This window comes from Ruegeria sp. BK1 (genome assembly GCF_056535645.1).
The window spans coordinates 17,687-31,061 of the sequence record NZ_JBQFIS010000002.1 but is presented as its reverse complement, the minus strand read 5'-3'; the positions used below and the strand labels follow the sequence as shown (position 1 = coordinate 31,061).

Below are 13,375 nucleotides of genomic sequence, written 5' to 3'. Positions count from 1 at the left end.
CGGGCGCGACCCTGACCGGGGCCGCGCCTTTTCTTTTGGGTTCAACAGGGAAAGGAAAGCCGACCATGACGACAGATCTGGCTGCTTTCGCCAAGGAAAAAGGCGTCAAATACTTCATGATCTCGTTCACCGATCTGTTCGGTGGACAACGGGCCAAACTGGTCCCCGCACAAGCCATCGCCGAGATGCAGATCGAAGGCGCAGGCTTTGCCGGGTTCGCCACTTATCTGGACATGACCCCGGCGCACCCAGACATGTTGGCGGTGCCCGATCCGTCCTCGGTCATTCAGCTGCCTTGGAAGCCCGAGGTTGCGTGGGTCGCCGCCGACTGCGTGATGGAGGGCGAGGACGTCGCCCAAGCCCCGCGCAACGTTCTGCGCAGCCTAATCGACGAAGCCGCCGCCGAAGGGCTGCATGTCAAAACCGGGGTCGAGGCCGAGTTCTTTCTGCTGACCCCCGATGGAGAACAGATCAGCGACCCGTTCGATACCGCTGAAAAACCCTGTTACGACCAGCAGGCGGTGATGCGCCGTTATGACGTGGTGCGCGAGATTTGCGATTATATGCTGGATCTGGGCTGGGGCCCGTATCAAAACGACCACGAGGACGCCAATGGCCAGTTCGAGATGAACTGGGAGTTTGACGATGTTCTGCGCACCGCCGACAAGCATTCGTTCTTCAAGTTCATGACCAAATCCGTGGCCGAAAAACATGGGTTCCGCGCCACCTTCATGCCCAAACCGGTCGAAGGGCTGACGGGTAATGGCTGCCACGCCCATATCTCGGTCTGGGATGCACCGGGGGCTGAGGCCAAGACCAATGTTTTCGCGGGTGAGGGTGACGGCCCCACCGGAGAAGTGGGGCTGAGCGAGAAGGGCAAACATTTCCTTGGCGGGATCATGAAACATGCCAGCGCATTGGCGGCGATCACCAACCCCACGGTGAACAGCTACAAACGCATCAACGCGCCGCGCACCATGTCGGGCGCGACCTGGGCACCCAATACCGTGACGTGGACGGGCAACAATCGCACCCATATGGTGCGCGTGCCCGGTCCGGGCCGGTTCGAGCTGCGCTTGGCAGACGGGGCTGCTAACCCCTATTTGCTGCAAGCGGTGATTATCGCGGCGGGGCTGTCAGGGCTGCGCTCAAGGCCGATCCCGGCCCGCGCCATGACATTGATATGTATGCCGAGGGCCACACCGTCACCGATGCGCCGAAACTGCCGCTGAACATGCTGGACGCGCTGCGCGACTACGACAAAGACACGGAACTGAAGGCGATGATGGGCGATGAATTCTCATCCGCGTTCCTGAAGATGAAGCATCAGGAATGGAATTCGTTTGTGTCGCATTTCTCGCGCTGGGAAAAAGACAACACGTTGGATATCTGACCGGGCAGGGTGCCCTGTTCTGGCCCTGCTGTCGACGGGACAGGGGCCTTTGGTGTTGTCCGCCGCCTGCAACAGGCACCGCGATTCTTCGGATACCGCAGACCTCCTTTCGAAATTGGTAGAACGTGACCCGGCTGTCCTATGGCAGTCGGGTCACTCTTTAGTGAGAATGGTGCGAAATCGACAAAGTATTGGTCTAATTGCGACATAAACTTACTGATACTTCAATATAGCTTAACGAATTCGCAGAAAAATCTAGACAGAGTGATTATTTCGCAGTTCACTTCCTGACAGCCACATTGGCCACACACCCGCAGCCCACCTGCGATTTAGGTTTTGAAACTCTGCGTCAGGAACTTGAACGATGAATACGATCTCTTCGTTGCTTGAGTCTTTTTACGAAGAAACCACACCCAAACGGGGCTTGCCTGCGGCGGCCTATAAGGATGCGGAATTCTGGGAGGCCGAATGCGCCTCGGTCTTTACGCGCAACTGGGTTTGTGTCGGGTTTGCCCATGAATTGCAGGCTGCCGGGGATGCGGTGCCGGTCACGCTGGCCGGTCATCCGCTGCTTTTGGTCCGCAATATGGCGGGTGAAATCAGGGCGTTCCACAATATCTGCCGCCACCGCTGCCTGACGCTGGTAGATGCGCCTAAGAATGTGGGCAAGCTGATCCGCTGTCCCTATCACGCCTGGGCCTATGATCTGGACGGGAAACTGCGTGCCGCACCCCATTTCGGCGGTGTAAACGAGCATCAGGCCGAAGGGTTCGACGCGTCGCAAAACAGCCTTGTGCCGGTGCGCAGCCATGTTTGGAACGATTGGGTATTCGTCAATCTGGACGGCAACGCGCCGGATTTTGATGCCTATTCCGCCTCGATGCAGGCGCGTCTAGAGGGCATCGACTGGGATAAGGTCGACTGTATCGGAACGCTCGATTTCGGAGAGATCGCATGCAACTGGAAGTTCATCATGGAGAACTTCATCGAACCCTATCACGTGCAGTTCGTCCATGCCTCGACCACGGATCAGCCGCTTGCCGACCACTATACCATCGTTGACGGCAACTGCCTTGGCAGCGCGGTCGATCTGGATGAAGAGATCGGGACATCCGGCAGTCTGGGCGTCAGCTCGCGCTATCTGACGCTGTATCCCAACTTCATTCTGGGGCGGTATTTTCCCGACCAGATGGGGGTTTACCTGAACATTCCGACGGGTCCGGGGACGATGGTCCAGAAAAGGGCGCTGTATACGACCGAAGGTCAAACCCTGACGCCCGACGTGATCGAAGGCCTCAAAAAGCTGTGGTGGGACGTGCACAAGGAAGATCACGAGATGACCGAGCGGCTGCAACTGGGTCGGTCCTCGACCGTTTCCGAGGCCGGGGGCGTGTTGTCGCCCGCCTGGGAAGACAGCGTGCGCGCCTTTCAGGAACTGGTGGCGCAGGATGTGACCACACTCGAAAAACACTGAATTGAGGAGACCAAAGTGAGCGAGAATATCAGCAGCGGATTCCGTTTGGCGCATACCATGATGCGAGTGATGGACATGGAGAAGTCGCTGGAATTTTACTGCGGCATTCTGGGCATGCAGGTCCTGCGACGCACCGATTACCCCGAGGGCAAATTCACCAACACCTTCATCGGCTACGGCCCCGAGGCTGAGTTCCCGACGTTGGAGCTGACGGCGAACTGGGATCAGGAAGACCCCTATGAAAAGGGCAATGGCTGGGGCCACATCTGCATCGAGACACCGGATGTCTATAAGGCCTGCGAAGAACTGGCGGCCGCAGGCGTGAATATCACTCGCCCGGCCGGTCCGATGAAGAACGGCACCCGCGTCATTGCGTTCTGCGAGGACCCGGACGGCTACAAGGTCGAGCTGAACGAAAGCATTCTGAAACATCTGGCCAAGGAAGGGGCGTGACCCATGGGAAATGCACCAAAACTTATGAAATGGGATTTGGTCGAGGATCGCTATAACGCGATCGGTGAAAGCGACAGCGACACCTATATCAAGCCCATGGTCACAAGCGAATTCAGCAAGACCATGTGCGGTGGGATCAATGTTCTCAAGAACATCAAGGTGCCGTGGGATCTGACCTGTGATGAGATCATCTATGTGCTGGAAGGCACCTTCCGGCTGGTGTGCGACGGCGAAACCTATATCTGCAACCGCGGCGACGTGTTGTATATCCCCAAGGACAATCACATCTCGTATGAGGCGGACGCACGCTGTGTGATCTTCTATGCCGCCTATCCCCATAACTGGAAGCAACTGGCCGGTATCACGCAAGTGCCCGGCATCGACCCCGACGACTTTGTGCCCGGCTAATTGCCGGGGCCCCGGCCCGCTGACAGGAGGAGGCCCAGATGCCAAAAGATAATCCCACTGCCAAAATCTACTACGACAGCTTTCACGACGCGGTCGAACGCAACCGGCCCAAGATCCCGAGGTGAAAAAGCGCCTTGAGGATGCGGGTGTCAAATATGTGATGGGGGCATGGATCGACCTGCACGGCATCCCAAAGACCAAACCCGTTCCCATGAGTGATTTTGAGGCGCTATGTCTGGGCAAGGGGCCGCAATTCGCCGTGCACTCGATCTCTTACGTCCCCGAGCTGAGCCCCGCCGACAGCGATCAAGTAGTGGTTCCCGATTTGGACGCGGTCTATGTCTGCCCGTGGGACACATCGATGGCGATCATATTCTCGGACCTCTACTGGGAGGACGCACCGTACAACGTCTGCCCCCGTCAGGCCCTGAAACGCGCCATCCACGAGGCCGCGCAGGAAGGTTACATTGGTTATGCCGGGGTCGAGCCCGAGTTCATCGTGATGAAATACGATGAAAACGGTCAGCCTGTGAAAGCCTTCGACGACGACCCGGCACAGGGCCTGCGCCCGCGCCGTCAGGCCTTTGGCTATGACGTGGAATATTCGGTGGATTCGATGCCCTTCCTCAAGGACATGATCGATATTATCGAAGGGCTGGGCTGGAACCTGCACGACGTGGTGGCCGAGGGTGCTTATTCCCAGTTTGAGCTGGATTTCCACTATACCAACATGCTGGAAATGTCCGATCGGCTGGCTTTTCTGCGCATTGTTTTGAAAGAAGTTGCCAAGAAGCATGGCTGCTTCGTGACCTTTATGCCCAAGCCGACAGTGGGCGATTGGCGTTCGGGCGCGCATATCAACATGTCGATGCAGCATGAAAGCCGACCCGGTGAAAATATCTTTGAAACCTCCGAAGGCGACTGGTCGGATGAAAGCCGTTGGGCCGTGGGCGGCCTGATGCAGCACGCCGAGGCGATCACTGCCATCACCTGTCCGACGGTGAATTCGTATAACGGTCTGGTCCCGCGCGTGGGTGGGTTCGAGGGTGGCACCGTGACCTGGGCGCCGACCAATATCACCTTTGGGTTCAACAACCGCTCAGCCCAGTTCCGTCTGCCGCAAAGCCGCCACTGCATCGAAAACCGTGCCTGCGATATGACCATGAATGTCTATCTGGCGATGGCGATGCATCTGAGCTGCGCGGTGAAGGGTATCAAGAACAAGATCGATCCGGGCAAGCCCACGGATTTCGACCTGTATTCCAAAACAGAAAGCGAACTGGCTGAACTTGGCATTCGACGCCTGCCGCGTACTTTGTGGAACGCCATTCAGGCGCTGCGTGGTGACGACATGGCCGCGCATGTGATGGGACCGGTGATGCGCAACTCGTATCTGGAATACAAAAACGACGAGTGGGAGCGATACCACCAATCCGTCACGGATTGGGAAGTGCAGGAATACCTGCGGCTCTATTGATTTCCACCTCGGACGGCCCTGGGGTCGCTCGGGTCCAACAGCCAGAGGCGGGCATGACGCAAGACTATCAGATCCTTGAGCTAGGCGATTTTCCACTGTTGTCCGGCGCGGTGTTGCGGGATGCGAAGCTGGCCTATCAGACTTATGGCACGCTTGCGCCCGAACGTGACAATGTGATCGTTCTGCCCACCTTCTACACCGGCACCAATTCCCGAAACGAGGGGTTTTTCGGCCCGGGTCGCGCGATTGACCCGGCGCGGCATTTCATCGTCAGCCCGAACCTGTTTGGCAACGGGCGATCTTCGTCCCCGACGAACACGCTCGCACCACAGGACGGGCCGCGTTTTCCGCTGGTTCAGATGTGGGACAATATCGCGGCGCAGCACCGGCTGATCCATGACCATCTCGGCATCGACCGGATTGCGCTGGTGGCCGGTTGGTCAATGGCCGGATGCCAGTCCTATCAATGGGCGGCACAATACCCCGACATGGTGCAGGCGATCTTGCCGTTTTGCGCCTCGGCCCGGACCTCGCCGCATAACTTCGTCTTTCTCGAAGGGGTGAAGGCCGCGCTCTGTGCTGATCAGGCATGGAACGGGGGCGACTATGACAGCCCGCCGATCGCCGGACTGAAAGCTTTTGGCCGTGTCTATGCGGGCTGGGCGTTCTCGCAGACCTTCTACCGCGAGAGACTGTATAAACAGCTGGGGTTCGACACGATCGAAGATCTGCTGCTGGATTGGGAGATTGATCATGTCGACGGTTGGGATGCCAACAATCTGCTGGCCAAGCTGGCCACGTGGCAAGCGGGTGATATCGCGGCAGGGTCATTGTATAGCGGCGATTTCAAGGCCGCGTTGGGCGCCATCAAGGCCCGCGCCATCCTGATGCCCTGCACGCAGGACCTGTATTTCCCGCCCGAAGACAACGAGATCGAGGCCCGACACATGCCAAACGCCCGTTTCTGTCCATATGACTCGCCCTGGGGCCATTGCGCGGCCAATCCTGGCAACGATGCCGGTTTTACGGCGGCTTTGGATGACAATATCCGCGCGCTTTTGCAGCAATAGGCGCGGGCAGGATGCATCGGACCGGAAATCGGTTTGCTGTCCCGGCGGGTTGGACCTTATGATCGGGGTTCACAAAACGGGCCGCTGGGCCGACAGACACAAGAAGGACGCGCTGTGAACTTATCGCGCAAACCAGAAGCGGACAGACCCTTGCGTCAGCGCAGCACGCATTCGGTGGATGAGCGTCTGAACAGTGAGATCGTCCGTATGCTTGAGCTGGACGGGCGGATGGCGTTTTCCGAGATTGCCCAGAAGCTGGACGTGTCCGAGGGAACGGTGCGCAATCGCGTCAACGCGATGAAAGAGGCGGGCCTGCTGCGGATCGTGGCCATCGCGGACCCGACCGCCACGGAATACAAGGCTGATGCAATGATCTGTCTGAAGGTGGCGCCGGGCACGACACCGCAAGCGGTGGCAACGCGTCTGGGCGCCGTTTCCAGTGTTGTCTATATCCTGTGGGTCACGGGGCGGTTCGATCTGATGGTGGAACTGGTCTGCGACGAGCCGGACGATTTGGCGACCTTCCTTGAAGACCATATACATGGGGTCGAGGACATCGTGGATTCAGAAGTGATGCTGGGCCTCAGAAACTTCAAGAACCAATTCCTGCTCAAGCGAAACTGGGAACAGCGGACCAACAACTAAAGCCTCGGATAGCAGTGTCCATTCCACGACTGGCACCGCCTCGGACCGCCTTTGGCTTCAGTGGTCGTATCTGACCAACTATGCGGACTTTGTTCTGCGGGGCTCCTGCCTAGGGGCCAGGGCTGATCTGCTTGTCCGGTACTATGGCGGAAGCTACAGTCATCGGGCAGTGCGTAAATGGGAAGACGGGAATGCCAGTTCAAACCGGTTACTTACTAATCGCCGATATTACCGGGTATACCGGATATCTGACGCGGTCAGAGTTGGAGCACGCCAACCCGATCATACGGTCTTTACTTGAGGCGATTGTTATTGAGCTGAAAGACCCGATGAAACTGCGGGGCCTTGAAGGGGACGCTGTTCTTGCCTATTCCAGCGGGCCGTTCCCATCTGGCGAAACGTTCCTCAACATATGCGAAAGCCTGTATCGAGCGTTCGCCGAACGCCGCCGGAACATCGTGCAGAACACGACTTGCCCTTGCAATGCATGCAGGAACGTCGCCGACCTTGATCTGAAAATCCTTGCGCATCACGGAAAGTTTGAAGAACTTTCGATCGGTCCGATGAAGGATATCTCGGGTGCCGATGTCATACTTGTCCATCGTATGGCGAAGACCGATGTCAAGGAGGAGACCGGGATACGCAGCTATGCGCTGTTCTCGGAAGACGCTTTTCAGGCGATGGGTATCACATCGGATCTCATGCAATATAGCGCTCAGTTCGAGCATTTTGGTGACGTGCCCATGCGGGTCTATGACCTTGCGGCAGCTTGGCAAAAATACCGAGAGATCGCCGGACCTGTGCGCGTGACCGATGAGGAGGCTGTATTCACAACCCGGCACATACTGAAGGCCCCGCCGGTGGTTGCCTGGGAAATGCTTACGGACCCCGCACTCAAGATGCGATGGATGATGTTGAGAGACGCCTATCGGGAAGGGGATGTGTCGCGTACGTCAGCCGGTGTCCGCCTGCACTGCATTCATGAGGCGGCTCACTTTCAGATGCTGATCGTCGATTGGAATCCATTCGAATATGTGACCGATATCCTCCACAATTCGTCCATCGAGGGCCTTACTAATCTAGAGACCTATGAACTGGCCCCGGTGGAAGAAGGGTCCGAGATTGTGTATCGGATGGGGCGGCTGACGGATGCCGACGGTAAACATCATCCTTCAGAGGAATCTGCGGTAATTGATCTGTTCGAAAAATTCTATCCGGTGGCGTTCGGTATTCTGGACGAAATGGCGTTGGAGTTTCATCGAGACAAACAAGAGTGACCCGTTTGGCGGTACTCCGGTCTAGGAGCGTTAGCCCGTTAAAATCTTGGCTTGATCGGTGAATGCCGAAGAGGTGAGCGTGGATCAAGGAAGACGCATGTCCTCGACCATTGCCGCTATGCTTGACCGGGGCTCTGTCTGCGCGCCTTTGCCGAGGGACTGCCTGATCATGGATGTGCTGAACACTGGCAATGTCTCTTTCGCCCGCTGAACCAGCTTTTGCGCCGTGTCATGATCCCCGCGCCGCGTCGCTGAAAGCGCAGCTATGGCTGCGGGATGCCAGACTTTGGTGTTTGCAAGTATCGCTTCGCGCGATCTTTCTTCTGCCGCCTCCAAGTCGCTTTCATCACCCCGGCAAACCAGCCCCGCTGCCTGCGTGGTCAGAAATGCCCAAACCAGAGGATCGTACGGGTATAGGCGTCGGGCTTTTTCTTCATGGGCAATCGTGGCGACAGGGTCTTTCGCAACGCCCAGTCTCAGCAGTAAAAATTTTTGGCGCGCCAACAGTGCCTGCGGCAGGGCATAGCCCGGATCTGCCTTGATGGCCGCTTCGAAAATAGGTTGTGACTCTGTCATCGCTTCGGGGGTGGCGAGTGCAAAATGATAAAATCGCGCTGACAAAGCTCCTAGGCTGAAAGGCTGTGGGTCGGTGCGCAGCGGGAAAGCATACGCTCATGCGCGCCAATCTCGGGCTCGACGCCCATGACGATGGCCCCGGTGAGTTGATCGAGAATGGCGAACAAATCGTCTGCCGGCCCATCCCAGTGGTTGGCTCAAACCTGTTCTTCGTCTTTTGCGCCGTTCAAACGCGACGAGACCCGCAAGCGGTTTCCACCCCGTCGAAAACGTCCTAGTGCAGCGGTGACATCTTCCACTAATGCGGACGCAAGAAACAATTGATCCGAGTCGTCCGTGTCAATCTCAAACGGCAACCCGGCGACACTGGTCACGTCGCGGCCGGTCTGAGCCACTGGAATGGCGTCGTCACCTACAACGTCTACGCTCTAGACTTCCAACGGATTTGGAATGTTCTCTACAGTTTGCAGCCCGAGTGACGTGAATTCAGCGTCCATGCGTCCATTCACCTGATCACGTACTTGGCGCGAGATACAGATGCCGCCAACGGGCGACAAACTCTCCAACCGAGCGGCTATGTTCACAGCGTCGCCCAATACGTCATCGCCATCTACTACGACGTCACCGAGGTTTATCCCGACACTAAACCGCAGACGGTGATCTTTTGGTTCGCCTACTTCCCGCGCGTGCATACTGTCCTGTATTTGCAGGCCGGCGCGTAGCGCGGCGACCGGAGACGCGAATTCGACCAGAATTCCGTCTCCCATGGTCTTGACGATCCGCCCTTGGCACCGCTCTAGGGTCGGTGGCCATGGCATTCATGGCCGCCAAGCGAAGCAATAGAACGCCGAATAGTGAAAACTGTTTGGCCTATTTGTTGTGCTCTGTTTCAGCAACGCGCGCGTTACAAGATCCCTGCTAACCCCAACGAAAACCTGGCGGTGTCAGACCGGTCATGGGTCCGGTAGAGCCGGGATTGCCCGAAGGTACAGGACAATTGCCTGAAGATCATCTGAAGACATCTGGGCATAATGCGCGTACCCCATTGGGGGTCGCATTCGGCTGCCATCGGGCCGTACACCCGAAGCGATCATCATCTTTAACTCATCATCGCTATATTGGGCTAACCCATCCTCGTGCGATGTGATGTTTGGTGCAATGGAGACCCCCCACGGACCGTGAAAGGCAAAACCTCCGGCGCCAAGATGCGTGTCGAACATTGGTCCTTGTGGCCCAAAGGTAGTGTGGCATTCGATACAATGTGCAACTGGCCCGGCGAGGTATTCTCCGTACTCGACGCTTGGTCCAGCGGGCGGGGCCGTCACCGGGCCCACAGGCGGCCCATAGCTGGGCGGAAGGGGGAAGTTGTAGGTTGAAAAAGGCGTTTCATTCTTGCTCGCGGGGACGGTGCGCAGGAACATTACCATGGACATAACGTCATCGTCGCTAAGGCTGCGGTAAAGCCCGATGGGCATGGGCGGTCCGATGACAGAACCGTCCGGGCGGATGCCTTCCCGAATTGCGCGCACCAGGTCTGCGTCGCTCCAGTCTGCGATCCGGCTACCTGGCGTTATATTGACGGCCCAGGCCTCCATCATCTCGTTCTTTTCGACCAACATTCCGCCGAACTCATTGGACATGTCCGGGCCGTTGGGGCCCTGCGGTGTATGACAATTTCCGCATGCAGCTGGCCCTCGTACAAGGTACTCACCGCGTTCGATACTCGGCTCAGCCATCGCGACCAGCGGCAGAAGGATTGGGGTCAAAAACAAACCTATGCATTTCATTTTTCGTACTCCCATCTCGCGTGAACAAAGGACCCGCTTCAGGTCGGAGCATGATCCGGCGCGAGGATTGTCATGCCGATTCTATCTGCCAAAGCTACGATTGCTGGGATGTCTGGCGGGCCGTCGGGTTCAGGAATTTCTGTCGTGCCGTCCGGCATTGCTTCACCCGCTTCGCTGAAGAATGTGTCATGCATTGCGCCGGGCGCGTTGATGCACAGCAAACGACCTGCTTGGGGCCCCTTACATGTGAACGCGTGAACCGCTCCATCGGGTACTTTCACAAAATCACCTGCGCGAACGCCAAGCGTCTGCCCATCGACCATAAATTCGAACTCGCCTTCCAAAACAAAGAAGCTCTCTTCCTCTCCGGCATGATGGTTTGGAGGCGCGCCTGCTCCGGGCGCAGTCTTGATTTCGACGATTGCGTATTTGTCCCCGGTCTCCGCAGGGAACGCGTGAAAGGTCAAGAGATTGCCGAAAAGGTGATAAATGCGCGGGCGAGTCTGTTCCACGTTGAAGATTCCCTTTACTAAAATCAAAGTGAGTTTATGATACATACATCTCTTTATAAGACAAGTGTAACATTTAGGAACTTGAATATTGGCACCACGAACCAATCAGAAAAACCGGACCCGAGAGGCGTTGCTGGAAGCGGCGCGCGACATCATGGCCGAGGGTACAGAGGTTACTCTTGCGAAAGTTGCGGATCGTGCGAAAACCAGCCGTGCGACCGTGTACAGGTATTTTTCGGACCCCGGAGTTTTGGCGCTTGATGCGACGTTGGATTTCGAGGTTTTGCCGACTTCGCGCCTATTGGAAGATCTCGCTGACGTACGAAGTCGTGTGCAAAAGGTTGCGCAATATTACTTGGATTTCTCACGTGATCACGAAGCCTATTTCCGGCAGTTCCTGGCAGAGTCACTGAAGGCAGCTTTGGAGGACGCGCGCAGAAACATACGGGGGGCCCGACGCGTGGCTGCATTTGGCGAAGCGCTTGAACCTGTTCGTGGCCGAATGGATCCCTCAGACTTCGAGGATCTGAAAAAGCGGTTGGCGATGACGACAGGAATGGAGCAGTTCATCATTTTGGAAGATATTCTGCGCGTTGATCAGCCAGAAGGTGACCGGCTTCTTTCGGGTCTGGTTGACGCCCTGTTGGATCGCTATTTGCCCCAAGAGAGCGCGCCGAATTGAGTTGCTCTAAGGGTGTGGACGTGAGACCGGCCTGACGCAGCGAACGCTGTTCGAAAAATCGTACGGGCTACGAACGTCGCTTGATCGGTTTGTAAAAAACAGCGAGATCTCGCCGGCTTCGCCTGTGGTCGTGCATGGGTCCCAATATCGAAGGTACCAGCGGCAAAACAGCAGTACCCATGCTCTTCTTCAAACAGGTGTTCCGACATTTGAGCCAAAGGCCCTTTACATAGAAGCCCCTCCCGCGACAACATGAGATAAATTTAAGCATTCGAATAACGGGATGAGTTTTCCCGTGTGTCCGCGGCGAATTGGGCCTCGGACATTTGCTGATAAAAAGGGGGGGAGATATGGCTGATATCGTTCGTTGGATTGTATCCGCGTTTCTGGTTTTCACACCGACGTTAGTGGGGGCGCAGTCCGAACAGGAGGGTGTCGCGGAACCTATATCAGACACCGATCTGCTCACCCAGGCCGAGCTGGAAAATCTCGTCGCGCCGATTGCTTTGTTTCCGGACACGCTTTTGATTCAGATACTGGTTGCGGCGACCAGCCCGATGGAAGTTGTCAAAAGCGACCGGTTGCTGGCCAGCATGGACAGCGAGGAACCCGAAGTCATTCAAGCTGCCGTCGAAGCCGAAGAATGGGACGAAAGCGTTGAGGTTCTGGCCGTCGCCTTCCCTGAAGTGATCGAGGATATGGCCACCCATATCGAATGGACCGAAACCATGGGCGACGCCATGCTTGCCCAAAGTGACGAGGTGATGGTCGCCGTTCAGACCATGCGGACTCAGGCGATCAACAACGGTGCGCTCGTATCGGGTGAAGAACAGCTTGTCGAGGTCACGGAAGACGAAACCGTCATCATCCAACCTGCGGATCCCGAAGTTGTTTATGTGCCGCAATATGACCCTCAGGTCGTTTATACCGACAGCAACAGCAACCTTGTTGGCGACGCCATTGTCACCGGAGCTATCGCGTTTGGGACATTCGCCCTGATCGACGCCATTTTTGACGATGACGACGACTGGAATGACTACTGGGGTTGTCGAAATTGCGGGGTTGGGGTGGGGGCCCGATCTATCGAAACCCGAATATTGATCTGGATATCGACGGCAATGTGAATATCGGCAATGACGTCAATATCGGGAACGGTAACATCAATCGTCCTGACGATGGCTGGAAACCGGATGATCGAAAGAAAGATCAGGCGCGAGACAAGATTGCCTCCAAAAAGGATCCAGGGGGTAAGACCAAGCTGCCGATAGACAAAGGCGACAGCAGCGCGGATGCCTTGCGAAGCAAACTGTCCCAGAAATCCGGTGCGCCAGATATCTCCCGGCCCGGATCGCAGGCCAAAACGGAAGCAGTTCGGAAAACCATGAAGGATGGGGGTACGCCCAAGGTTAATCGGGCCACGCCGAATAAGGCCGTGAAGAAACCGACCCAAAAGCCAGCGGTTAAGAAACCATCCGGGACCAAGTCCCATGTCACCAAAGCCTCTAAGCCCAAAGCGGTCAGCAAGCCGAAGGCGACCCACAAGAAATCCAGCGGGCAAAAAGCACGCTCGGCTTCGCAACGGGGCAAAGCTAGCCACCAAAAAGCCCAGCGGAGGAGATAA

The 13,375-nt window shown here is 56.8% G+C and carries 15 protein-coding genes and 1 pseudogene; 12 read left to right on the top strand and 4 right to left on the bottom strand.

Annotated features, from left to right (window positions below):
- Nucleotides 1–65: 65 nt before the first annotated feature.
- The 8 genes and pseudogenes from glnT to ACR3E7_RS18610 all read left to right on the top strand — a co-directional run bounded on the left by glnT (nucleotide 66) and on the right by ACR3E7_RS18610 (nucleotide 8,197).
- A pseudogene (gene glnT / locus ACR3E7_RS18645) lies at nucleotides 66–1,393 on the top strand (type III glutamate--ammonia ligase).
- Between the two features lie 364 nt (nucleotides 1,394–1,757).
- The gene (locus tag ACR3E7_RS18640) at nucleotides 1,758–2,867 is read left to right on the top strand and encodes an aromatic ring-hydroxylating oxygenase subunit alpha (protein WP_480503928.1); all 1,110 of its coding nucleotides are present in this window, start codon (nucleotides 1,758–1,760) and stop codon (nucleotides 2,865–2,867) included.
- 15 nt (nucleotides 2,868–2,882) lie between these two features.
- Entirely contained in the window at nucleotides 2,883–3,320 is a 438-nt protein-coding gene (gene gloA / locus ACR3E7_RS18635; protein WP_170771832.1) for a lactoylglutathione lyase, read from the top strand.
- A gap of 3 nt (nucleotides 3,321–3,323) precedes the next feature.
- Nucleotides 3,324–3,728 carry a cupin domain-containing protein gene (locus ACR3E7_RS18630; protein WP_480503927.1) on the top strand — a complete coding sequence of 135 codons (405 nt, stop codon included), beginning with the start codon at nucleotides 3,324–3,326 and terminating at the stop codon, nucleotides 3,726–3,728.
- Nucleotides 3,729–3,849: 121 nt separating this feature from the next.
- A complete protein-coding gene (locus ACR3E7_RS18625) occupies nucleotides 3,850–5,205 on the top strand; it encodes a glutamine synthetase family protein (protein WP_480719506.1) in 1,356 nt (451 codons plus the stop codon).
- Between the two features lie 53 nt (nucleotides 5,206–5,258).
- Complete coding sequence (locus ACR3E7_RS18620) at nucleotides 5,259–6,275, top strand: alpha/beta fold hydrolase (protein WP_480503925.1); 1,017 nt, start codon at nucleotides 5,259–5,261, stop codon at nucleotides 6,273–6,275.
- A gap of 114 nt (nucleotides 6,276–6,389) precedes the next feature.
- A complete protein-coding gene (locus ACR3E7_RS18615; RefSeq protein WP_480550863.1) occupies nucleotides 6,390–6,920 on the top strand; it encodes an Lrp/AsnC family transcriptional regulator in 531 nt (176 codons plus the stop codon).
- A gap of 191 nt (nucleotides 6,921–7,111) precedes the next feature.
- The gene (locus tag ACR3E7_RS18610; RefSeq protein WP_480503923.1) at nucleotides 7,112–8,197 is read left to right on the top strand and encodes a DUF2652 domain-containing protein; all 1,086 of its coding nucleotides are present in this window, start codon (nucleotides 7,112–7,114) and stop codon (nucleotides 8,195–8,197) included.
- 84 nt (nucleotides 8,198–8,281) lie between these two features.
- Here the strand turns inward: ACR3E7_RS18610 and ACR3E7_RS18605 are convergent, their stop codons facing one another.
- Nucleotides 8,282–8,773 (bottom strand): hypothetical protein, encoded by a 492-nt coding sequence (locus ACR3E7_RS18605; RefSeq protein WP_480503922.1) that lies wholly within the window; start codon nucleotides 8,771–8,773, stop codon nucleotides 8,282–8,284.
- A 98-nt stretch (nucleotides 8,774–8,871) separates the two neighbouring features.
- Here ACR3E7_RS18605 and ACR3E7_RS18600 point away from each other — a divergent pair, with 98 nt between their 5' ends.
- Nucleotides 8,872–9,051, top strand: coding sequence for a hypothetical protein (locus tag ACR3E7_RS18600; RefSeq protein ID WP_170789323.1), 180 nt, complete (start codon nucleotides 8,872–8,874; stop codon nucleotides 9,049–9,051).
- A 150-nt stretch (nucleotides 9,052–9,201) separates the two neighbouring features.
- Here the strand turns inward: ACR3E7_RS18600 and ACR3E7_RS18595 are convergent, their stop codons facing one another.
- The 3 genes from ACR3E7_RS18595 to ACR3E7_RS18585 all read right to left on the bottom strand — a co-directional run bounded on the left by ACR3E7_RS18595 (nucleotide 9,202) and on the right by ACR3E7_RS18585 (nucleotide 11,072).
- Nucleotides 9,202–9,591: an adenylate/guanylate cyclase domain-containing protein gene (locus tag ACR3E7_RS18595; RefSeq protein ID WP_480503921.1), complete on the bottom strand. Its 390-nt coding sequence runs from the start codon at nucleotides 9,589–9,591 to the stop codon at nucleotides 9,202–9,204.
- A gap of 135 nt (nucleotides 9,592–9,726) precedes the next feature.
- Nucleotides 9,727–10,539: a c-type cytochrome gene (locus ACR3E7_RS18590; protein WP_480503920.1), complete on the bottom strand. Its 813-nt coding sequence runs from the start codon at nucleotides 10,537–10,539 to the stop codon at nucleotides 9,727–9,729.
- A gap of 59 nt (nucleotides 10,540–10,598) precedes the next feature.
- Nucleotides 10,599–11,072: a cupin domain-containing protein gene (locus tag ACR3E7_RS18585; RefSeq protein WP_480503919.1), complete on the bottom strand. Its 474-nt coding sequence runs from the start codon at nucleotides 11,070–11,072 to the stop codon at nucleotides 10,599–10,601.
- A gap of 88 nt (nucleotides 11,073–11,160) precedes the next feature.
- Here ACR3E7_RS18585 and ACR3E7_RS18580 point away from each other — a divergent pair, with 88 nt between their 5' ends.
- The 3 genes from ACR3E7_RS18580 (at nucleotide 11,161) to ACR3E7_RS18570 (ending at nucleotide 13,375) form a co-directional block, all read left to right on the top strand.
- A complete protein-coding gene (locus ACR3E7_RS18580) occupies nucleotides 11,161–11,754 on the top strand; it encodes a TetR/AcrR family transcriptional regulator (RefSeq protein WP_480503918.1) in 594 nt (197 codons plus the stop codon).
- A gap of 350 nt (nucleotides 11,755–12,104) precedes the next feature.
- Nucleotides 12,105–12,878, top strand: coding sequence for a DUF3300 domain-containing protein (locus ACR3E7_RS18575; RefSeq protein ID WP_480719505.1), 774 nt, complete (start codon nucleotides 12,105–12,107; stop codon nucleotides 12,876–12,878).
- Entirely contained in the window at nucleotides 12,875–13,375 is a 501-nt protein-coding gene (locus tag ACR3E7_RS18570; RefSeq protein WP_480719503.1) for a hypothetical protein, read from the top strand. Before ACR3E7_RS18575 ends, ACR3E7_RS18570 begins: the two co-directional genes overlap by 4 nt.